General features: G+C 50.8%; 19 protein-coding genes. 12 read left to right on the forward strand and 7 right to left on the reverse strand.

What is annotated here, in order from left to right:
* The first annotated feature begins 41 nt into the window (after positions 1-41).
* Positions 42-1,019, forward strand: a complete 978-nt coding sequence (locus C4S72_RS03465) for a TAXI family TRAP transporter solute-binding subunit (protein WP_104001659.1) — start codon at positions 42-44, stop codon at positions 1,017-1,019.
* Positions 1,020-1,103: 84 nt separating this feature from the next.
* The gene (locus C4S72_RS03470) at positions 1,104-3,335 is read left to right on the forward strand and encodes a TRAP transporter permease (RefSeq protein WP_104001660.1); all 2,232 of its coding nucleotides are present in this window, start codon (positions 1,104-1,106) and stop codon (positions 3,333-3,335) included.
* Positions 3,336-3,759: 424 nt separating this feature from the next.
* Here C4S72_RS03470 and C4S72_RS03475 read toward each other — a convergent pair whose 3' ends face one another.
* Both C4S72_RS03475 and C4S72_RS03480 read right to left on the reverse strand, forming a co-directional pair.
* Positions 3,760-4,083 (reverse strand): AzlD domain-containing protein, encoded by a 324-nt coding sequence (locus C4S72_RS03475; RefSeq protein ID WP_104001661.1) that lies wholly within the window; start codon positions 4,081-4,083, stop codon positions 3,760-3,762.
* Complete coding sequence (locus C4S72_RS03480; protein WP_104003036.1) at positions 4,080-4,808, reverse strand: AzlC family ABC transporter permease; 729 nt, start codon at positions 4,806-4,808, stop codon at positions 4,080-4,082. Before C4S72_RS03480 ends, C4S72_RS03475 begins: the two co-directional genes overlap by 4 nt.
* Positions 4,809-5,190: 382 nt before the next feature.
* On the opposite strand from C4S72_RS03480, the gene C4S72_RS03485 reads away from it, so the two are divergent.
* The 8 genes from C4S72_RS03485 (at position 5,191) to C4S72_RS03520 (ending at position 14,711) form a co-directional block, all read left to right on the forward strand.
* Complete coding sequence (locus C4S72_RS03485; protein ID WP_104001662.1) at positions 5,191-6,117, forward strand: dihydrodipicolinate synthase family protein; 927 nt, start codon at positions 5,191-5,193, stop codon at positions 6,115-6,117.
* Entirely contained in the window at positions 6,117-7,613 is a 1,497-nt protein-coding gene (locus C4S72_RS03490; RefSeq protein WP_104001663.1) for an aldehyde dehydrogenase, read from the forward strand. Before C4S72_RS03485 ends, C4S72_RS03490 begins: the two co-directional genes overlap by 1 nt.
* Positions 7,614-7,736: 123 nt before the next feature.
* Positions 7,737-9,077, forward strand: a complete 1,341-nt coding sequence (locus C4S72_RS03495; RefSeq protein ID WP_104001664.1) for an NAD(P)/FAD-dependent oxidoreductase — start codon at positions 7,737-7,739, stop codon at positions 9,075-9,077.
* Positions 9,078-9,497: 420 nt separating this feature from the next.
* Positions 9,498-10,529, forward strand: a complete 1,032-nt coding sequence (dctP, locus tag C4S72_RS03500; protein ID WP_104001665.1) for a TRAP transporter substrate-binding protein DctP — start codon at positions 9,498-9,500, stop codon at positions 10,527-10,529.
* An 87-nt stretch (positions 10,530-10,616) separates the two neighbouring features.
* Entirely contained in the window at positions 10,617-11,129 is a 513-nt protein-coding gene (locus C4S72_RS03505; RefSeq protein WP_104001666.1) for a TRAP transporter small permease, read from the forward strand.
* A gap of 42 nt (positions 11,130-11,171) precedes the next feature.
* Positions 11,172-12,470, forward strand: a complete 1,299-nt coding sequence (locus C4S72_RS03510; RefSeq protein WP_104001667.1) for a TRAP transporter large permease — start codon at positions 11,172-11,174, stop codon at positions 12,468-12,470.
* A gap of 118 nt (positions 12,471-12,588) precedes the next feature.
* Entirely contained in the window at positions 12,589-13,629 is a 1,041-nt protein-coding gene (locus C4S72_RS03515) for a GlxA family transcriptional regulator (protein ID WP_104001668.1), read from the forward strand.
* A 107-nt stretch (positions 13,630-13,736) separates the two neighbouring features.
* The gene (locus C4S72_RS03520; protein WP_104001669.1) at positions 13,737-14,711 is read left to right on the forward strand and encodes a LysR family transcriptional regulator; all 975 of its coding nucleotides are present in this window, start codon (positions 13,737-13,739) and stop codon (positions 14,709-14,711) included.
* A 112-nt stretch (positions 14,712-14,823) separates the two neighbouring features.
* On the opposite strand, the gene C4S72_RS25580 is transcribed toward C4S72_RS03520, so the two are convergent.
* Positions 14,824-15,165, reverse strand: coding sequence for a type 2 periplasmic-binding domain-containing protein (locus tag C4S72_RS25580; RefSeq protein ID WP_146071853.1), 342 nt, complete (start codon positions 15,163-15,165; stop codon positions 14,824-14,826).
* 46 nt (positions 15,166-15,211) lie between these two features.
* Complete coding sequence (locus tag C4S72_RS03525; protein WP_104001670.1) at positions 15,212-15,823, reverse strand: LysE family translocator; 612 nt, start codon at positions 15,821-15,823, stop codon at positions 15,212-15,214.
* Between the two features lie 105 nt (positions 15,824-15,928).
* Here C4S72_RS03525 and C4S72_RS03530 point away from each other — a divergent pair, with 105 nt between their 5' ends.
* Together C4S72_RS03530 and C4S72_RS03535 are read left to right on the forward strand one after the other, a co-directional pair.
* The gene (locus C4S72_RS03530) at positions 15,929-16,918 is read left to right on the forward strand and encodes a GlxA family transcriptional regulator (RefSeq protein ID WP_104003037.1); all 990 of its coding nucleotides are present in this window, start codon (positions 15,929-15,931) and stop codon (positions 16,916-16,918) included.
* Between the two features lie 238 nt (positions 16,919-17,156).
* Positions 17,157-17,816, forward strand: a complete 660-nt coding sequence (locus tag C4S72_RS03535; RefSeq protein ID WP_235009034.1) for a trimeric intracellular cation channel family protein — start codon at positions 17,157-17,159, stop codon at positions 17,814-17,816.
* 353 nt (positions 17,817-18,169) lie between these two features.
* Here the strand turns inward: C4S72_RS03535 and C4S72_RS03540 are convergent, their stop codons facing one another.
* From C4S72_RS03540 to C4S72_RS03550, 3 genes are all read right to left on the reverse strand, one after another.
* Complete coding sequence (locus tag C4S72_RS03540) at positions 18,170-18,937, reverse strand: glucose 1-dehydrogenase (protein ID WP_104001671.1); 768 nt, start codon at positions 18,935-18,937, stop codon at positions 18,170-18,172.
* A 240-nt stretch (positions 18,938-19,177) separates the two neighbouring features.
* Positions 19,178-19,588 (reverse strand): hypothetical protein, encoded by a 411-nt coding sequence (locus C4S72_RS03545; protein ID WP_104001672.1) that lies wholly within the window; start codon positions 19,586-19,588, stop codon positions 19,178-19,180.
* 70 nt (positions 19,589-19,658) lie between these two features.
* Complete coding sequence (locus C4S72_RS03550) at positions 19,659-20,927, reverse strand: multidrug effflux MFS transporter (RefSeq protein ID WP_104001673.1); 1,269 nt, start codon at positions 20,925-20,927, stop codon at positions 19,659-19,661.
* Between the last annotated feature and the right edge of the window lie 144 nt (positions 20,928-21,071).

Below are 21,071 nucleotides of genomic sequence, written 5' to 3' on the forward strand. Positions count from 1 at the left end.
AAGTATTTCAATCTAAAAATAAAGTGAAGCTGGAGATACCTATGAAAATAATTAAAACCCTTGGTCTGTCTGTAGCGGTAGCGGCTGCATCCACATCCCTGATGGCGGCTGACAAAACTGGCTGGCCGGAGAGTTTTACGGTGGGTACCGGCTCCCAGGGTGGGGCCTATTTTGGATACGGTACCGCCTGGGCCAATATAGTGTCGGAAGAAACCGGTGTGCCAGGCGGCGCCGAGGTCACTGGCGGGCCGATGCAGAACATGGCGTTGGTGCATACCGGTGATAACCATTTCGGTATGACCACATTGGGTCCGGCCCGTGAGTCGATGGAGGGCAAGAACGCTATCGCGCCGGGCCTGCCGATGGACAATGCCTGCGCCATGTTCCCGATGTACCAGACGCCGTTTTCAATCACCGCGCTGACCTCATCCGGTATCACTTCTGTGGCCGAGATCCCGGCTGGGGCTAAGATCGGCTTTGGCCCGGCGGGTTCCACCTCGGATACCTATTTCCCGCGCATGCTGGAAGAGTTGGGCCTGACGTTTGAACGCCGTAACGGCGGCTGGTCGGATCTGGGTGGCCAGTTGCAGGATGGCTTGCTGGATGTAGTTGCCTTTGCGGCCGGTGTGCCGGTACCGGCGGTGAGCCAGCTCGAAGTCCAAACCGATATCAACATTATTGAATTCACCGAGGAGGAGCAGAAGAAAATTACCGGCGCCTTCCCTGTGACCAACTATGAGATAGCGCCCGGAGCTTATAAGAGCATCGATGCGCCGGTACGTTCGGTATCCATGTGGAACTTTGCCATCGCAAATTGTGACCTTCCCGAATCCTTCGTGTACGAAGCGGTAAAAGCGGTGATGGGGGACAACGCGCGAATGGTTCAGGCACATAAAGGTGCGCGTACCACGCTGCCTGAACATTGGGATAAAAATACCTTCCTGCCATGGCACCCGGGCGCAGCGCGTTGGTTCAATGAAAATGGCGGCAATATTCAAGCGGAACTGATCCATCAGTAATCAGCTTTTAGCGTGGCATCGTTAACACGATGTCACGCCTTTTTAAACATGTAATCTCGCGCTATATAAAGCGAAGGTCTAGCCATGAATAACGATAATAATCTGGCTAAAGAGCCAGACCATCTCATCGCCCACGGGGTTGATGATGAGCCTGTTGAGTCCAATCTCAGAACCTATAAAGGGCGCTCATACCAGGTTATAACGCTTATCGCAGCGGTCTACGCTGCATTTCATATGCTGGCCCTTAATGGACTGGGCTTAAAGGCATTAACCGGTGGCCTGGTTGATATCCCGTTTCTGCCGGACTTTCCTATAGAAACCTGGAACTTCCGTATTGCTCATGTGGCGGGTGCGTTGGTTCTGGGTTTCCTGATGTTCTCGGCAACAAGCTTTCCTGAAGAGGCACAGACCCGCCCGAAGGCGGTGCGTTTTCTCGCCTATCCTCTGCTGCTCAGTGCACTGTTCTCGCTGGGCATGGCGTTCTATTTTGCTTGGGAAATTGCATCCGGGACGATGTGGAACGGTATCGACAAGGGGATCCGCTTCAATGAGATCTGGTTGTACGGCGTGCCTTTATGGGTGGCAGCGACCGGTTCGATCATTCTTTCCTGGTTCGATAAGCAGAGCCGTGGCCGGTTTGCGCCCCACGACTTTGTACTGGCCGCCTGTGCACTGTCTGTGGCTGTCTATCTGATCACCATCTATGGCACCCTGATGCGAAACTCGACCGGTACTCCCTTTGCACCGGTGGGGATCTCCATGGCAGCGTTGGCCGGTACGGCCCTGATTATGGAACTGACCCGTCGGGTGGCCGGCATGGCGTTGGTCGTGATCGCCACGGTGTTCCTGATTTACGTGTTTGTCGGTGAATTCTTGCCCGGTTTCCTGAGCTCACCTGCGATTACCTGGGAGCGGTTCTTCAGCCAGGTTTACACCGATGCCGGCGTACTGGGACCGACCACGGCGGTCTCCTCAACCTATATCATCCTGTTCATCATCTTTGCGGCCTTCCTACAGGCATCCAAAGTGGGTGATTACTTCGTCAACTTTGCCTTCGCTGTTGCCGGTAAGGCACGAGGCGGTCCAGCAAAGGTGGCGATATTCGCATCTGGTCTGATGGGCATGATCAACGGTACCTCTGCCGGTAACGTTGTTGCCACAGGGTCACTGACCATACCGCTGATGAAGAAGGTCGGCTACGAGAAAAATACCGCCGGTGCCATCGAAGCGGCTGCATCGACTGGCGGCCAGATCATGCCGCCGATCATGGGGGCCGGTGCCTTCATCATGGCGGAAGTTACCGGTATTCCTTACTCGGATATAGCGATAGCGGCGATTATTCCTGCGATCCTTTATTTCGTGTCGATCTTCTTTATGGTCGATTTCGAAGCAGCCAAGATGGGCATGAAAGGGATGCGCAAGGAGGAGTTGCCGCGCGTTGCCACCATGGTGCGTCAGGTGTACCTGTTTGTGCCGATACTGATCCTGATCGTCGCGCTGTTTCTGGGCTACTCGGTTATTCGTGCAGGTACCCTGGCCACGATTGCGGCGGTTGTCGTGAGCTGGTTCACGCCCTATCGCATGAACCTTAAGCGAGTCTACAACGCATTCGAGATCGCCGGTCACATGTCGATTCAGATCATCGCAGTTTGTGCCTGTGCCGGTATTATCGTCGGTGTTATCTCGCTCACCGGTGTCGGTGCGCGCTTCTCCAACCTGCTGCTGAGCCTGGCGGATACCTCGCAACTGCTGGCGATGTTCTTTGCCATGTGTATTGCGATTCTGCTGGGTATGGGAATGCCCACCACAGCGGCCTATGCGGTTGCCGCCTCGGTGGTTGCGCCCGGTCTGGTGGATCTGGGAATTCCGCTGCTGACAGCCCACTTCTTCGTGTTCTACTTCGCGGTGGTCTCTGCCATTACGCCCCCAGTGGCCCTGGCATCGTTCGCGGCGGCGGGTATCTCGGGTGCCAACCCGCTCAAGACCTCCGTGGCATCGTTCAAGATCGGTATCGCGGCCTTTGTGGTGCCCTTCATGTTCTTCTATAACTCCACTCTGCTTATGGAAGGAGAGTTGATCGATGTGCTGCGCTCAGGGCTGACTGCGGTATTTGGTATCTTCCTGCTGGCTTCGGCGGTGCAGGGTTGGTTTATCGGTAACCGCGCCAATCTGGCGGTTCGCGTTGCGTTGACGGCTGCGGCCTTCCTGATGATCTCCGGAGGGCTGATGACCGATCTGATTGGTCTGAGTCTTGCTGTTGCGGTGTTCCTGCTTCGCAAGATGGTCGGTGCGAAGTCAGCAGTGGCTGGAGCCTGAGCAGCCATTAGCTGACGCATTAAACAAAAGGCGATTCTGTGCCCGGGGCGGGATACCCGGGTGCAGAATCACCGCTTATCCAGCCTGCCTTAACCATGGCGCGTCTTGACGACATCATTGTCCCGCTTGCCTTTATCCCGCTATTTCAGAATTTGCTATTAGCATCTGGCTTTAATACTCCACTCTTGCACCTGCGTATTAAGTGAAATTTGTATAGACAGACAATGCAGCAACCCGGGCCAGGGCGATAGGCTGCTGTGGGTAGACTTTCCCGGTCTGTACGATAACGCAGCGACGACATTCAGCATTTAAAAACAGGCGCGGTTTGCAGTCAGGCTCGCTACGAAATTCTATGGCTGGCGTTTATTAAACCTTGCGTTTTCTTATCTGAAAAGGCGGTCCTTCGCCAAGCAAGTTAATGAACTCAAATTAGTGTCTGCAAGGCCCATAGCGTGCCCATGCCGGCTAAGATCGTTAAGAGTGTGTTGTGGCTTTTCCAGGCGATCAGGGCGGCAACTGCCGCCGCAGGAATCCTCAGGTTATCCAAGGCAAAACTCTGCTCGGGCCCACTCAGGCTAACTGCTGGCAGAACTAGTGCTGCCAGGACGCTAGCTGGAACATAGACCAAGGCTCGCTTCAGCGTCGGAGGTAGATGCAAGCGACCGTGAAGTCCGATAAACGAAAACCTCAGGGCGAATGTCCCAAGGGCAACAGCAATGAATAATCCCCATAGTGTGAACTCGCTCATTTGGGCTCCTTTTCGTTTTTATCGGCGCTGGCTGCCGGCCTGCACCGCTCTGCGGTCAGCCCCGCAGCGATGCCGCAGACGGCGGCCAGGAATAAGCCCAGGTTATAGGGTGTATCCGCGGCCATAACAGCTACTACTCCGCCAACGCAGGCGGCAGCCAGGTGCGGAAAACCTCTTATCGCAGGCATAAGAATTGCGAGGAAGGACAGCGGTATCGCAAAGTCCAGTGACCAGGTTTTCGGAATACCGGTACCGAGCACGACGCCTAACACGACCGAAATGTTCCAGGCGAGCCACATGGCGATTGCAGTTCCGGCAAAAAAGAAACGGTCGGTACTCTTTGAATCGGTCGACGTGAACTTGACGATGCTGAGTGCGTAGGCCTGATCGGAAAGCATGTAAGAGAGTAGCCACTTCCACCGTCTTGGCAGGGAATGCACATAAGGTGCTATTGATGCACTGTACATCATGAATCTCAAATTGATGATCAGCGTTGTGAATAGAATCACTAAAGGGAATACGTCTTCGCTTAGCAACTGTAAAGCTACCAGCTGTGCAGATCCGGCATAAAACAACAACGTCATCCCGATGGTGGCGATGAACGAAAATCCTTGGTCTGTTGAGCTGATGCCTGTGACGAGGCCAAAGGGAATGACGCCTGGAACCAGGGGTAAAAGGGCGCGAACACCGGATAAGAAAGCATGTGATTGCGGGTTGTTACACATGGCGTCCAACTTCGGCTGATCGTCAGGGCTAGGGGACATAGGGTTCTACACAGGAAAAATGGTTCGGTTGTATTAATGAGTCTGCAGGTAAAGGGGCGAGACTCCAGCTAGCTGGGCGCTGCTTGGTCGTTGCGTTGCGTCGAAGGCAGAACAATACCTTAAACAGCTGCCACCTTCTTATAACAGCAATAGCAATAAAACAACCTGAATATTCTATCTGAGATCAGCGAATTGCTATCAATAACTTCAGGTTATTTTTAAGACTTAAAAAAGGTTGATTGTGGCTTGGGTGTCGCAATGGCTAACATCAATCTCAAGGCGGTTCCACTATTGCTGGCCAGATTAATTAAAAATTAATACCGGTAGTTAGAAGGTAAATAAAATGAATTTTGAAGGTATCTATACTCCCGTAATCACGCCGTTCAAGCAGGATGGCTCAATTGACTTTGATGCTTATGCTATCCATGTAAAATACTTACAGGAGTCTGGTGTAAATGGTTTGATGATTGGTGGTACGACGGGTGAATACTACGTTGAAAGCCATGAAGAACGCGTTGAGTTGCTGAAAATTGCCCGTCAAGCTGTGGGTAACGACCTGACGCTTATTTTCGGCACTGGTTCTGTTGATCCGCGTGCATCGGTAAAGCTGGCTGAGGCTGCGTCTACCAATGGGGCTGATGTGGTGCTGGTCGCAACTCCTCCCTATTCATTGCCTACCCAGGCAGAGCTGGCGGAACACGCGCTGACGATAGATAAAGCTTCGGGTTTGCCTGCAATGCTTTACAACTACCCTGATCGCATGGGTGTCAACATGGAGTCTGAGTTCTTTGATCGTATCGCTGAAGCCAAGAACTTTTGCGCGATTAAAGAAAGCTCTGGCGATATCAATCGTCTCCATATGCTCGCTAATGATTACCCCAATATCCAAGTGTCTTGCGGTATGGATGATCAGGCGCTTGAGTTTTTCGCATGGGGAGCTAAAAGCTGGGTCTGTGCAGGTTCCAACTTCATTCCGAAAGAGCATATCGCGCTTTATAAGGCCTGCGTTATCGAAAACGATTTCGCCAAAGGTCGTCGAATCATGTCTGCAATGATGCCTTTGATGCATGTTCTGGAACAGGGCGGCAAGTTTATTCAGAGCGTGAAACACGGAGTAACTGCCGCTGGCCGTTTCGCGGGAGAGGTGAGAGCGCCTCTGAGCGGTCTTAGCGATGCGGAAAAAGTGGCGCTGGAAGACGTAGTGGTCACGCTTAAAGCGACTATTGCCGATATTGAGCCTGAAAGTAACCAACCAAGGGGGATTAAGTAATGTCGAGCCTGCTTAAGTATGAAGAATATAAAGCGATCGCCTCTGATCTGAAACTGCCATCTCTAAGTTTTGTTGATGGTGAGTTTCGTCCCTCGGTGAGTGGTGAAACTTTTCAGTCTATTAATCCTGCAACGGGACAAGTTCTTGCGAATATCGCGTCCTGCAATGCTGACGATGTAGATTTTGCGGTCGCAAAAGCTCGCGAAGCTTTCGATGATGGCCGTTGGTCCAAGATGCACCCGGGTGAGCGTAAAGCCGTTCTGCTTCAGCTTTGCAAGCTGGTTGAGGAAAATCAACACGAGCTTGCCGTCATGGAGAGCCTGGACTCCGGTAAGCCGATTCATGACTGTGAAACGATCGACATACCTGAGTTTATACATACCCTGTCCTGGCATGCTGAGCTGATCGACAAGATCTACGATCAGACAGCTCCGGTAGGTTCAGGTGCTATTTCGATGGTGGTTCGCGAGCCGATCGGCGTTGTCGGTGCTGTTCTTCCCTGGAATTTTCCATTGTTGATGCTTGCCTGGAAGATCGCGCCTGCACTGGCTGCGGGCTGTTCCATGGTGATCAAGCCTGCTGCTCAAACCACTCTTACCGCACTCCGTATCGCCGAGCTGGCGGTCGAAGCTGGCCTGCCAAAGGGTGTATTGAACATCGTTACAGGCAGCGGCGCAGGGGTTGGCGAGCCGCTTGGTCTGCACATGGATGTCGACATGGTGACCTTTACAGGTTCTACCGTTACAGGGCGTCGCTTCCTTCGCTACTCAGCGGATTCCAACATCAAGAAAATAGTACTTGAGCTTGGCGGAAAAAATCCCTGTGTCGTATTGGATGATGCGGAAGACCTGGATTCAGTTGCCGAGCAGGTTTGTGCTGCGGCGTTCTGGAACATGGGAGAAAACTGTTCTGCGGGGTCTCGCCTTATTGTCCAGTCCGGTGTTAAAGACGAACTGATGGAACGTATCAAGGTACATGCGAAAGCCTGGACCTTGGGCGATCCTCTGGACCCTTCGAACCTTCTGGGAGCAATGATCGATAAGGGACATTTTGAGAAAGTCGCAAGCTACCTTGAGGTCGGCAAAGAGGAAGGATATGAGCTAGTTCTCGGCGGAGAAACCATCGATGGCACTTACATTCAGCCGACCATCTTCGACGGTGTTTCTAATACTGACCGTATGGCTCGCGAAGAGATCTTCGGTCCGGTTCTATCTGTAATCACGGTATCCAGCTACGAAGAAGCGATCGCGGTTGCTAACGATACCGAATATGGCCTGGCGGCTTCTGTATTCACTGCTAACGGGAAGAAAGCGCTGCGTGCTGCCCAGGCGATTAAGGCAGGAACGGTCACGGTTAACTGTTTCGGCGAAGGTGATATCACTACACCTTTTGGCGGGTACAAACAGTCAGGCTTCGGTGGGCGCGACAACTCTGTCCATGCTCATGACCAATACACAGAGTTAAAAACCATCTGGGTTGATCTCAGTACCGACTGATCCTTCATGGCCAAAAGTGGTATCGGGGAGATGTAGTGGTTTGGGCGGTGTTCTATAAGTTCGCAGACCCGCCCCTTTTTCAATGCTCCCTGATTCGGTCCCTCGCGAGAGCGCACCAAGAACATGACTAAGATAACTGTTAAGCGTTTGCCAAAAGATCCAGGGCCAGCAGCCTGGAATCGAATTCTCCCTCCAGCGCCTGAGTATTCGCCACTAACGGAAGATATCAAGGCCGATTGGGTCGTGGTGGGCGGTGGCTTTGCGGGAATTGCAGCCGCACGTCGTCTTGCTCAGCTTGTAGAGGGCGAAAGCATTGTATTGCTTGAGGCGGGACGTCTTGCTGATGGCCCAGCGGGACGCAATAGCGGCTTTATGATCGACTTGCCCCATGAGCTGAATTCAGAAACCTATGCAGGGGCAATAGACAAAGACCTTCAGCAAATTCGCTTGAATCGCACTGCTATAGACTTTGCTCGAGATATGGCGTCTGAGTACGGCATGGATGCAAAGGTGTTTGATTCCTGCGGTAAAGTGACCGCAGCGGGGACCAATAAGGGTATTGCTCATATCGCGAGTTATAAAAAGCACCTCGATGCGCTGGGAGAGCCGTACACGCTAAAAAGCGAAGAGGAGATGCAAGCTTGGACAGGCAGCGATTTCTATCGCTTTGGACTGTTCACTCCGGGAGTCGTAATGATTCAACCTGCCGCCTTCATCCGTGAGGCGGCGAGGGGACTAAGTAGTCAGGTTAAAATCTACGAAAATACGCCGGTTACTTCCATAGAAGAGGAAAGAGTCCTGGTAACCCCGAAGGGACGTATTCGTGCCGGAGGCATCATTCTGGCGGTGAATGGACATGTACAGTCGTTCGGTTATTTTCCAAGGCGACTGCTTCACGTATTCACCTATGCTTCGATGACCCGCCGGTTAACTGAGTCGGAGGTTAAAAGACTGGGCGGAGTGCCGGATTGGGGAGTTCTGCCTGCAGATCCGCTTGGTACAACAGTACGACGATGCTCGGATTACAGCGGAAGCGGTGACCGCATTGTCATCCGTAACCATGCGACCCTGAACCAGTCACTCGAGGCCAGCGATCGTAATTTGAAAAATGCGGCCGTCCTTCAGGATCGCTCCTTCGAGAATCGCTTCCCCATGCTCAAGGGGGTCGAAATGGAATATAGGTGGGGTGGACGATTATGCCTCTCGTGGAACTCAGTGCCTGCCTTTGGGGAACTAGACCACCGAATCTGGTCTGCTTGTTGCCAGAATGGGTTGGGAACGGTGAAAGGTACTCTGTCCGGAATGATGGCTGCTGAGCTCGCTGTATTAGGGGAGAGCTCGGAGATGCTTAAAGAATTTATGGATCATCAGAAGCCGCGCATGTTACCACCAGAGCCTTTCTTGTCTATGGGGGCAAACCTGACCATGCGATTAAAAGAGTGGCAAGCAGGTAAAGAGCTTTAAAAATTATCATTATAAAAAACCGGCTATATGCCGGTTTTTTATTTTTTGAATTTGTTTTTTGGTAGGAATCTATTTCATATAAAAGACTTCTGCTCGTGCATTCGAATTCCATCGATAATCCTGACCGATTGATTGGTTTTTCCTTTGTTGAAAAAAAATGTTGATTATCAATTACCTATCGATCTAATTTGCTAGTAATTATGAGAATAAATCTGCCTGATAACTTCAGGTTATGGATAGTCTGACAAATATATCATTGGATATTTTTTTATAAGTATAACTATACTCTGGTTAAGGCATCTGGCTGATTTTTTAGTTTATTACTGTTTTTTCGTGGTTTTAAATTTAAACTTAAGAAGCCAGCACTTAAACAATAAATATTTAATATTAAAATCTGATGAAGAAGGCCGGGGTGAAAGCATGCTAACAATTAAACAAAAGCTCCTGAAGTCGACTCAACTCATTGCCATTTCGACGGTGCTCGGCGTTACGGGTACTCTGGATGCAGTAGCCAGTGATGAAAGCTATAAGTTCAATCTAGCATTGGAGTCGGGAGATAGAGATTCGGCGTCGGGCAAATCGATGATGATGTGGAAGGAGCTGATCGAGAAAAACTCTGATGGCAGAATGAAAGTAAACATCTTCTACCAGGGTGAACTCGGTGGTCAGCAGGAGCTGTTCGACCAGTTGGTCAAGGGCAACATCCAGATGATGCTGACTTGGCCTCAGACCTCTTACGATGAACGACTGGCCGTGAACTATATCCCTTACCTGACCCTGGGTTGGGACGATGCTCTGAAGGCCTACGGTGAGGATGGCTGGTTGAAAAACATCCTGGGCCCTGTTTATTCAGATATTGGTCTCCACTACTTTGGTCCTTACCCTGAGGGCTTCGGAGGCATCGCTACGAAAGGTAAGTATGCGACAAGCTTCGAAGCGGCTGAAGGGATGAAAGTGCGCTCGCAGCCAGTATTCCCCTTACCTCAGACGATGAAGGCGATGGGCTTCCAGGCTGTACCGATTGACTGGGCGGAAGTTTACACGGCTATCCAGACAGGTGTGGTCGATGGCGATTCCAGTAATGTTATCTACTGGGATTACCAGTATTTCCGGGACCAGTTGGATTACTTTGTTCACTCGAAACATAACTTCTCGTCCTATGCTTTGCTGATGAACAACGAAACCTGGGAAGAGTTGGATGCAGAGGATAAGCAGATCGTTTCCGATGCTGCGCAGGCGGTAATCGATAAGCAGTTTATCGATGCGAAAGCGGAAGACGAAAAATGGATCAAGGCTGCTCAGGATTCAGGAATGGAATATATCGTTCCTACGACTGAGGAGATGGCCGGATGGGTTAAACGCGTACGCGCAGACGTATGGCCTATGGCTGAAGAAACGCTCGGTAAAGAGTTGATGGATAAAATCCGAGAAAACGCCTCCGTGCCTCAATAATAAATTATTATATTGCCCCACGATTGTGAGAGTAGATAGTCGGCTCTTGTTAGCTGGCTATCTTATTTTTAACCCCAGGAGTAGTTTATGAATGGTATACTCTCATTGATATCGAAGTTGGATGTCGTAATAGGTATTTTAATAAAGCCTATCGTTATCATCCTTAGTGCTTCAGTCGCCGTCATGATGGCGTACGGAGTCATAACTCGAGCTATTTTGGACCAACCGGTCTTCGGACTGGAAGAGATTGTCCTGATGTGTGCGATGTGGCTTTATATGTTTGGTGCTGTCTTGGCATCCCGCGAGCGTTCTCACCTGACTGCTGATTTTATCCAGGTCGTTTGTAAAAACACTTCAGTAATTAAGTTTTTCCACCTTCTTGCGACGATGATTTCTCTGGCTATGGCCGTTATGTTCTCTATATGGGCTTACGACTTGCTTGATTGGGCGCTGCGAAAAGGACAATCGACCACCGTTTTTCATCTTCCTTGGTACATATCCCAAAGCAGCCTATTCGTTGCGAGTGTGTTGTTTATTTTCTATTTGATAAGAGACTTCTTCGAAGATCTTAACAGCTTTCTGAGTAGGAAAACTGCTTAAATAATGATGATAAAAATATTGTAATAGTTTAAAGGTGTATTTATGGGTGCTTTACTCGCAATTGCTGCTGTTGTAGTGCTGATGATGATCGGTGTTCCGGTAGTATTTTCATTCGCAGCGATGACGCTGATACTGTCGATAGTCTACGATGTGGATGTGTCTTCATTGATGACTACCGGCTTCTGGTCGGTGAACTCTCTTATACTTCTAGCTCTGCCCCTTTTTGTTATGACCGGATACCTGATGCAGGCTGGTGGTTTGGCGTCACGGCTAGTCAACTTTGTAGAAGCTCTGGTTGGCAAATCCCGTAGTGGAATGGGGACTTCCATGGTAATGGCCTGTGGCGTTTTTGGCGCTATATCAGGAACCGCCTCAGCCGCTGTTGCGTCGATAGGGACCATCATGATTGGCCCGATGGAGAAACACGGTTACAAGCGTGAATATACAAGTGCACTGCTTGGTATATCATCGCTCCTGGGGTTGCTGATACCGCCAAGCATTACGATGATCCTGTATGCTGTGGTAACGCGCCAGTCTGTTGCTGCTTGTTTCCTTGCGACGATTGGGCCTGGAATTCTGTTGATCTTCATGCTGTGTTTTATGAACTGGCTGAAAATGAGAAATCATCCAGACCCTGCTGCCGAAAAATTATCCTTTAATAGCCGAATGCAAAATATAGGAAATACGGGCTGGAAAGCGTTACCGGCACTTGTATTACCAGTGATAATTCTTGGTGGAATCTATGGCGGTGTATTCACGCCGACAGAAGCAGCGGCGATCGCTGTTGTGTATTCCATCCCAGTAGGAATGTTCATCTATCGCGAGCTTAATTTGAAAGCGATGGGACGCTGCTTCATTGAGGCTGCTGCAACGACCGGCGTCATTATGGTCATATTGGTATTCTCGTTTGTAGCGAGCCGAATCTTCACCTTTGAACGAGTTCCACAAGAGCTCACAGACGTCCTGATGGATCTGTTCAAAGACAAAATTATGATCCTGCTTGTCGTGAATATATTCCTAATTCTGCTTGGCATGATCATGGATGACGTAAGTGTTGTCGCTATCATCAGTCCGCTTCTACTCCCTGTGATGGTTCATATAGGTGTTGAGCCTGTGCATTTCGCTGCGATTGTTGGTACGAGTGTCGTAATCGGATGTAATAGTCCGCCAATGGCTCCGATACTCTTCATGACCTGTCGTATCGGCAACGTAGGCATGTCTCAGGTGATCAAGCCGGCATTAAGCTTCATGTTTTTCGCTGCATTACCTGTAATGCTTGTAACCACTTACTGGTCACCTCTAGCACTGTATCTTCCTAAGCTTTTTGGCTACATCGATTAACTACTAATGAAGACAGCAGTTCGTACTATTGTGCGAGCTGTTGGTCTGTATCACGATATAATATTGATTTAAATATAGCTAAGGAGAAGCATATATAAATCAATTTTTTGGTATCTCCATGTCTAATAATTATGCTAGGCGTAATAGCCGTTTTTCTAGCCCTATAAAGCACTCCAATAGGCGTTTCACTAAAGACCTTGAGTTTGAAGGTGGGCAACGTCGAGTTGTATTTTTTCTTGTTGAAAATTTTTCTATGGCATCATTCACCAGTGCTATAGATGTTTTGGTAACAGCCAACTTACTTACAATTGAACCGATATTTAAAACAGTTACAGCAAGCAGTGATGGTGGCGTTGTAAGTAGCGATCTAGGAATTGATATATCAGTCGATACATGTTTCTCAGAAATCGATTTGGATAGGAATGATATTATTGTTGTATGTGGCGGATTAAGAGCTCCATTAATTAAATGCAAACTAATTAATAAACTAGTAAAAAGTGCTATTTCAAAAGGTCTTTGGATAGGAAGTCTATGGAATGGTGCATTTTTCTTCTGTGATGCTCTCGATTTAGATCAACAAGAATTTTCTATACACCCCGACTCTAGAGAGATTATTAAAGAATATTATCCAAATTTTAGGATATCTAAGGAATCAAATATAATCGATGGTAAATTCTTTTCATCTGTTGGCTCTAATAGTTCGATTCGCGTAATGCTTAATCTTATTGAAATACTTTTTGGTATCGATATAAAAAGAGGTGTTAATGGGATTTTGATTGGAGATAATAATCGACCTTTAAACTCGGCAGAAATAAATGGGGTTGGATTTATACCTGAAAAATTGAAAAATATAATTGAATTAATGGAAAATAATCTAGAAGAACCACTACCTATCGAAGACTTTTCTATTTATACAAGTTTGTCTAGGCGACAAGTAGAGAGACTGTTTTCAAGATATTTAAACACAAGTCCATCCCGCTATTACTTGGAGCTACGCTTAAATAAAGGGCGAGAACTATTATTGAAAACTAATTATAGCGTTGGTGATGTATCTGTAGCCTGTGGTTTTTTGACTGCTACCCATTTCAGTCATAGCTTTAAGATGGTATTTGGCGCTTCACCAACGAGTGTTCGATTTGAAGGTAAAGAGATCCATTAACCTTTATGGTCATCTCCGCGATAGAAAGTTTTACTCATCATTGGAATAGCGGCTAAACTATGCTGCTAGATAGGGAAAGTTTCAGACACTGAGTAGAAGGCGTCCGAATGGTCAAGCACGCAGATCCAGATAAGGTGTTGGTGAAAATGCCTTCACTTAGAGCGGTGAAATCTTTCGTTGCGGCTGCAAAATATTTAAATTTTACGAGAGCCGCTGAGTCGCTTTGTGTCAGCCAGGCGGCTATAAGCCGTCAGATTCGTGAACTCGAAGCTTACTTGGGGGTTTCCCTCTTTAAGAGAGTAGGACGAGCGGTCGAGCTAACGGAAGCAGGTACAATATTCTATGATGCGGCGTATCTTTCTTTCGTAAATATTGCGCAAGCTGCTGAACGCATTCAGGATGTAGGCTCAAGTAAAAAAGTTTTGACGATATGCTGTACGCCAGCGTTTTCTTCACTTTGGCTGACACGTAGACTACCCTCATTCTTTGCTGATAATCCTGACATTGATATCAATGTAGTAACGACAGAAAATTTTCTCCAGATGGAGCCTGGTGTCTATCCTGATTTGTTTATTAACAAGGTAGCTGATACACGGGAAGGATACAGTTCAATCGCACTATTCTACGATCTTATCTATCCAGTTTGTACTCCCAACTTCTTAGAGAAAAATCCGGAAGTGGCGACTTTAGACGGAATATGCCACTCGGCACTACTAAATCTCAGCCCTTATGGTCGCTCTCAAATTGCTGAACATGTCGATTGGGGTGTTTGGCTCTCGTTTTTTGACAAAGACGTAAATGATAAAAGTGACAGTAAGCCTCATATATTTAATGCTAACGACTATAATATGCTGATACAGATGGTCCTAAATGATCAGGGGGTTTCATTAGGCTGGAATCATCTGGTCTATCCTCTTATCGAGTCTGGTAGATTAGTTAAGCCAGTTGATGAGACCGTGGAGCTTAAAGAAAAACTACACTATTTAAGCTTTCTTGAGTCGAAAGCAAGTAATGAAGCATTTATCCGCTTTAAAGAGTGGATCCTCAGCGTTATAACTCTAGAGAAAACTTCTGTAGTTTAAGTTTATTATCACGGTTTCATTAGTTGCGCTGAGGTCAGTGATTAATGTCTGCTTTGTGCCGTTAGCCCGCGTGAGAACAGGACCAACCTGACGTCTGCTTTCGGCTGTGGGTTCAAGCGGTGCATTGAAGGCAGCGATACTGAATGACGAACGGAGTGGTCAATTCAGACTGCAGTACAGAAACGAACCGCGTCAGCACCGGGTAGGCGGCATCCTGAGGCGGATGAATGCGAGCGGCATAGGGATCGATAAGTCTTTTATACGGAAAAGTTGACCAGGGCGGGCGGCCCAGATTGGCGGAATTGACTATCGCCGCGCCAATTTCCGCGCAGACCAAAGAGAGGAGGGCCGCCTCTGTGGTGGCCTCTTGCACCACATTCAGTTCAATGCGGCATTGCTGGCAGGCACCGATCAACCGGTCGTAATGACTGGCATAGGTGCTGCGTGGGAGCATAACGAAAGGGCGGTCGGCCAGTAGCAGGATATCGGGCGGAAGAGATTCATCGCATCAACGGTAACGCCACTCCAATCAGTGCAAATAGACTCCCGCAGGAGCGGTTAAAGCCTTTTCCTGCACGTTGCAGCCAAGGCCTGAAGAAGTGAGCAAACTTGGCCACTTGATACTCGACCACAAATTCGATGACCGCATAGGTTATTGCCATTACGGCAAATTGCGGAACCATCGGCCTTTCAGCGTCAAGGAACTGAGGCAGAAAGGCGGCATAGAAAACCAACACTTTCGGGTTCGACAACGCCGTAAGAAGCCCTTTCCGGAACAGGGAGTGATTAGGAACAAGGCTATGTTGCCCCTCAATTCCCAGCTGGAGCACCGGAGCCCGCCAGAGTTGAATACCTAACCAAAGCAGGTAGGCAGCACCCACCCACTTCAGAATCAACAGAGTGTCAGAAGAGGTTTGGATCAGCGCCCCCAGTCCAAACATGGAAAGCGCAATCAAGCAGGTAAACCCCAGCACGCCGCCCGCCACGGTATAAACAGCTTTTCCAGAGCCATACAACGCACCATGAGTCAGTGCCAATAATCCATTGGGCCCAGGGGTTATAGCCAATCCGATAACTGCTAGGGTGTAGAGCAGCCAAGAGTGAAGATCCATTACAACCATCTCCGATTAATTTCGACTGGGCTAGTCTAGACGTACAGCAGAACAAACACGCGGTAATATTTGGACTAAATCTGGGGTTTATTGGTCATCATGCACATGTACAACACAAGTCCTAAAACCGATGTTCGGTTTCTGTTATTGCCCCTGCCAGAGTTCGCAATGCTGCCGTTCGGCGGCTTTGTAGACAAATTACGTTTTACGGCTGATGAAGAGGACTACAGCCGGCAGCACTATTGTTCCTGGCTAATTTTGGGAGACATGCCGGGCTGCATCATTTCGAGCAGTGGGGTCGCGGTGCAGGTACAAGTGACCCTGCCTGAGATCCAGTACGCCGATTTCGATTATCTAGTGGTTTTTGGCGGCCGATCCGCTATGGCCACCCAAGGGTTGGCCCCTCGATATAGATCGATCTTGAGTGCCGCCGTGCGACAAGGCGTGAAGCTGGTTAGTATCGATAATGCCTGTTTCCTGCTAGCAGCCTGTGGGCTGCTGGATGGACATAAGGTGGCGATTCATTGGCGCCACGAAGCTGAGTTTCGAGCCTGTTACCCCCGCATCGAGACTCTGGCCAATCAGATCTATTGTTTCGATGGGGATGTGATCTCTTGTTCGGGAGGGAGCTCGGCCATTGATCTGGCGGTGGAGATCCTGGCGCGCGCCTGCGGACGGAGCAAAGCCCTCAAAGGTCTCTCGGACATGCTGGTGGATGAGGCACGTAGCAGTGTGCATCTGCTTAAGTCCCAGAACAGGGAAATGACGGCAGTACCGCACCTCGGACATGCCATTGCGCTTATGCGCACCTGGATGGCCTCAAACAAGACCACCACCGAGCTATCTGAAATGGTCGGCATCAGTCGACGGCAACTGGATAGATTGTTTGTCGATTTTCACCACGTCACAGCCCGACAATACTGGACCGAAATGAAGCTTCAGCATGCGAAGTGGCGATTGCTAAACTCAAGCCACAGTATTGCGACAATCGCCGATGAAATAGGCATCGCCGATACAAGTTATTTCGGCAAACTGTTTAGCAAGCGTTTTGGCGTGCCGCCTGCGACCTTCCGACGAAATGGACTGAATGAATGATTACCAGTCTTGCACCGTCGGCTTGTACCGATAGCCGCACCTTGGTGCTGTATACCTAATCTCTGCAAAGGGGCAGTTTCCGTCCCCAGCTCAGGCTCATAAAAGTTAACGACCAGCGCTGAGCCACCATTCGTGATAGTCAAACATCGGTGATGTTCACCGATTAGCGAACTCATGGCAGCTCCGCCAATGACGACTGATTCGGCGGGCTAGAGCATCATTGGATCGGGTGATATAAATGGCGCTTCCATTCGCCTTTTATCTCTATCAGGTCTCTATGCCTTTCGATATTACCGCTGCTGTCAACATCATGGGGCTCACCGCTGTCGGTGTATTTGCCATCTCTGGCGCATTGGAGGCCGCAAGGCAGAGGATGGATATCCTTGGCTTTATGCTGATCGGCACGGTCACTGGAATCGGTGGCGGCACCCTGCGTGATCTTCTTTTGGGTAGCGTTCCGGTGTTCTGGATTCGCGAGCCGATCTGGATCATCGTCTGTCTCGTCGCGTCGGCCATAACTTACTTCGTTACACCCATGTTAGCCTCGCTCTCAAAAGCTCTGCTGTGGATGGATGCCGTAGGCCTGGCTCTCTTCGCAGTGGTCGGTACCGAGGTAACACTTAACTTCGGCGCCACACCGTTGATCGCCGTCTGCATGGGGGTGATGACCGCTTCCTTCGGAGGTATCGCTCGGGATGTGCTCTGTCGCAGCAATCTGACGTTGATGAATGATGAACTCTATATCACCACCGCGCTGGCAGGCTCTATCGTTTATCTGATGCTCGATAGCCTTGGCCTGCCATCCAGCTATGACCTGATCGGCGGCTTTTGCGTGGCCTTCCTGCTGCGTGCATTGGCAATGCGCTTCAAAATCAAACTGCCTAACCTTTACAGGTAGCGGGCCCTGGATCGACCGATCGATCGGCAGGCTCTGGGGAAGCTAGGCAGAGTGCGGACTGCTGCGATAAGTGAAAGGCTTGCCATCAGATTTTTATCGATAACCACGCCTGACTCTAACAGAGCGAATATCTGCTTCATGCCACGACCAGCCGATCACATTCAAATCCGGCTTAGCTGAATACACATGCCGCAACGGGCTGAAATAGATTGCACCGCGACGAAGAGATCCTTCACGTCTGGAAGGCTGTCGTTTAAATAACCGACGCGATCAGCGCCAGCTCAGGGGGAGGGGAATAGCAGAGAAAGGTTGGCAGGGCGGCAGAGCGAATCCGCCGTCCCGCCAGGTGCTCGTTAGTGCGCGGTGAACCCGCCGTCGACCGCCATGGCGTGGCCGACCAGGAAGGAGGAGTCCGGGCTGGAGAGCCAGAGAACCGCCTTGGCGACTTCTTCCGCTTTACCCAGACGACCGATCGGCTGAGCCGCAGCGATCATCTCTTCGGTCAGCGCGCCTTTCTTCAGCATGTCGGAGACCATCGGTGTGTCGATCGCGCCCGGGCAGACCGCATTGATGCGGATGCCGCGCGGGGCGTATTCCAGTGCAGCGCTCTTGGTCAGGCCGATAACGCCGTGTTTGGAAGCGTGATAAGCCGCCAGACGTGCCAGGCCAACCAGGCCGCCGGTGGAGGAGCAGTTGACGATGACGCCGGCGCCCTGTTCACGCATCTGCTGCAGCTCGTGCTTCTGGCAAGCCCAGACGCCACGCAGGTTGATGGCGTTGACCTTGTCGAAGTCCTCGGCGGTTTCTTCAGCCGCATCGCAGGCCGGAACCTGAATGCCAGCGTTGTTGAAGGCGATATCCAGGCTGCCGAAAGTTTCAACGGTCTGTTTTACCAGTGCCGCTACCTGAGCTTCATCGGCCACGTCGCAGGCGAAACCGGCGGCCTTGCCATCAGCGGCTTTGATCTCTTCAACAACGGCGTTCAGCGCAGTCTCGTTGATGTCCGACAGCATCACTGCGGCGCCGGCTTCGGCAAATGCTTTGGCGGTCGCGTAGCCCATGCCTGATGCGGCTCCGGTTACCAGTGCGACCTTGCCTGAAAAATCATAAGTGACACTCATTACTGAATCCTTGGAAGGGTTAAAAGTAGTGTCTCTATTATCCACGCAGGGTCGTGCTTGAGAGGGGGGCTAGGTTGATAGCAGCTATGAGCTCGTTCGATAAGTCGCGAGCTGGGACGGCATACAGGAAGCAGGCGCGGCTTAAAACAGGGCGACTGAAGAGAGTGCAGCTTAAGAGAAGGGCTGGTGCGGGGGGCGGAAAGTCAGCGGCACCCTGGTGTGACAGAGTGCCTGCGCAGGTCAGTCCCGTTTTAAAAACGGAAACATCATCGTCCAGGGCATCATTGCAGCCTGCATCAACGTATTCATCTGCTGCTGAAGCTCCTGTTGGAGGAGAAGCTGCATCCGTTCTGCCGCCTCGACAATCTGTTCGGCGGGTATGGATGCGTCTATCTGTCGGGCAGCGTGCAGGCCCCGGTCGAAGCGACCCTGTTCACCAAGAATCCGCACCTGGTCATCTTCCAGGCGCACCTCTAGTTTCAGGTATTCAAACTTCAGCCAGGGAAACATGGCTGCCCAGGGCTGCAACGGATTAAACCCGCCCAGGCTATCCAGCTCCCGGCTGCTGTTCGTGTTGTAAGACGTGCTTTGAGTGCTTTTAGCGCCGGGTAGCCACTCACCCGTTTTAACGTTCTGCGTGTGCTCGGCCATATCTCGCCTCCCGATAGATGGTTAAGGCTAAAGATAGGCCGGATTTCGTGAAAATGTATGACAGGAGTACTCAGTAAGCCTGGCGCGCCGCCTGTCGGCGGTTGGTGGATACCAGCAGGCCGTAGCAGAGCAGGGAGCCTGCGCCGGATATGGCGATCACCGTGCCCATGGCGCCGGGCGTGCCGTCGGCAAACAAGCCAACCAGGCCGGTACCGGCTATGCCGCCGCCGTACTGCAGTGAACCGACCAGCGCGGACACTGCTCCCGCCTCCTGGGGGACATCGGCCAGCGCGCCGGCGATGGAGTTACCGACGATAAAACCGGTGCAGGAGACAAAGCAAAACATCGGTACCGCCAGGCCCCACAGGCCACCCCAATCGGTCAGTGACGCCAGGTAGATCAGCAAACCGCTAATCATCGCGCCGGTGGTGCCGATGCCGAGCAGGCGGTCCACCGAGGTTTTCATCACCAGCCGGCTGTTTAGGATATTGGAGCCCATGATGCCGAAAATACCGGCGCCAAACAGCAGACCGTAATACTCCGAAGGCACGCCGTAGTAATCGATATAGGCAAAGGGCGAGCCGGACACATAGGCGAACATGCCGGCATAGAAGAATGAGCCGAGCCCCAGGTAAGCCAGAATGCGCGGCTGGACGATGATCTGTCCGTAGCGACGCAACGTGCGGCCGGCGCTCTCGTGACGGCGTACCGAGTCGGGCAGGGTTTCCGGGATGGTGGTTAGCGCGGCCATCGTCAGTACACCCACGGCGACCAGCACCCAGAAAATGCCGCGCCAGCTGCTCATCGCCTCAACCTGGGCGCCGATGATCGGCCCGAGCAGCGGGGCGGCGGTCATTACCGCCAGCAGCGTCGACATCATCTGTGCGGCCTTGGGCCCCTCATAAAGATCACGCACCATGGCGCGACCGAGTACCACACCCGCTGAAGCACCCAGCGCCTGCACGATACGCCAGCAGATGATTTCAAAGATGGTGTCAGACAGGGCACAGCCCATGGCGCCGATGATAAACAAACCGAGTCCGAGCGCGATTGGCAGCTTACGCCCGAAACGGTCGCTGATAGGCCCCCAGAACAGCTGACCGACACTGAAACCGATCAGGTAGCCGGTGATGGTGAACTCAATGGAACCGTGACCGGCACCGAAGGCTTCCTCCATGGCGGGCATCGCCGGCAGGTAGAAATCGGTGGAGATGGAGGCAAAGCCCATCAGTGCGGCGAGTACGCCGAGGATATGCCAACTGATATTGCTGTTGCGTAAACTGGCGGGTTGACCGACAACGCTGGGGTCGACGGTCAGTGTTTTACTGCTGTCTGACATCTGATTTTCGTACCTGGTGAAATAACGGTCGGGCCGGTAGAGAGGAGGATCTATTCGGTTGCGAATAGCTGGACTGCGCCCGCGGATTGTCAGTGTATTGATTTATGAGATAGATTAGAAATGCGATTTTTAAATTATATTTAT

This window comes from Marinobacterium lutimaris, from assembly GCF_900108065.1.
In the GTDB taxonomy this organism is placed as follows: domain Bacteria; phylum Pseudomonadota; class Gammaproteobacteria; order Pseudomonadales; family Balneatricaceae; genus Marinobacterium_D; species Marinobacterium_D lutimaris.

Coding starts and splice junctions, on each gene's coding strand:
- C4S72_RS03550 (WP_104001673.1), bottom strand. CDS start 20,927: ATGTCAGACAGCAGTAAAACACTGACCGTCGACCCCAGCGTTGTCGGT.
- dctP (WP_104001665.1), top strand. CDS start 9,498: ATGCTAACAATTAAACAAAAGCTCCTGAAGTCGACTCAACTCATTGCC.
- C4S72_RS03530 (WP_104003037.1), top strand. CDS start 15,929: ATGTACAACACAAGTCCTAAAACCGATGTTCGGTTTCTGTTATTGCCC.
- C4S72_RS03520 (WP_104001669.1), top strand. CDS start 13,737: ATGGTCAAGCACGCAGATCCAGATAAGGTGTTGGTGAAAATGCCTTCA.
- C4S72_RS03475 (WP_104001661.1), bottom strand. CDS start 4,083: ATGAGCGAGTTCACACTATGGGGATTATTCATTGCTGTTGCCCTTGGG.
- C4S72_RS03495 (WP_104001664.1), top strand. CDS start 7,737: ATGACTAAGATAACTGTTAAGCGTTTGCCAAAAGATCCAGGGCCAGCA.
- C4S72_RS03490 (WP_104001663.1), top strand. CDS start 6,117: ATGTCGAGCCTGCTTAAGTATGAAGAATATAAAGCGATCGCCTCTGAT.
- C4S72_RS03535 (WP_235009034.1), top strand. CDS start 17,157: ATGGCGCTTCCATTCGCCTTTTATCTCTATCAGGTCTCTATGCCTTTC.
- C4S72_RS25580 (WP_146071853.1), bottom strand. CDS start 15,165: ATGCTCCCACGCAGCACCTATGCCAGTCATTACGACCGGTTGATCGGT.
- C4S72_RS03540 (WP_104001671.1), bottom strand. CDS start 18,937: ATGAGTGTCACTTATGATTTTTCAGGCAAGGTCGCACTGGTAACCGGA.
- C4S72_RS03505 (WP_104001666.1), top strand. CDS start 10,617: ATGAATGGTATACTCTCATTGATATCGAAGTTGGATGTCGTAATAGGT.
- C4S72_RS03510 (WP_104001667.1), top strand. CDS start 11,172: ATGGGTGCTTTACTCGCAATTGCTGCTGTTGTAGTGCTGATGATGATC.
- C4S72_RS03470 (WP_104001660.1), top strand. CDS start 1,104: ATGAATAACGATAATAATCTGGCTAAAGAGCCAGACCATCTCATCGCC.
- C4S72_RS03515 (WP_104001668.1), top strand. CDS start 12,589: ATGTCTAATAATTATGCTAGGCGTAATAGCCGTTTTTCTAGCCCTATA.
- C4S72_RS03480 (WP_104003036.1), bottom strand. CDS start 4,808: ATGTGTAACAACCCGCAATCACATGCTTTCTTATCCGGTGTTCGCGCC.
- C4S72_RS03545 (WP_104001672.1), bottom strand. CDS start 19,588: ATGGCCGAGCACACGCAGAACGTTAAAACGGGTGAGTGGCTACCCGGC.
- C4S72_RS03485 (WP_104001662.1), top strand. CDS start 5,191: ATGAATTTTGAAGGTATCTATACTCCCGTAATCACGCCGTTCAAGCAG.
- C4S72_RS03525 (WP_104001670.1), bottom strand. CDS start 15,823: ATGGATCTTCACTCTTGGCTGCTCTACACCCTAGCAGTTATCGGATTG.
- C4S72_RS03465 (WP_104001659.1), top strand. CDS start 42: ATGAAAATAATTAAAACCCTTGGTCTGTCTGTAGCGGTAGCGGCTGCA.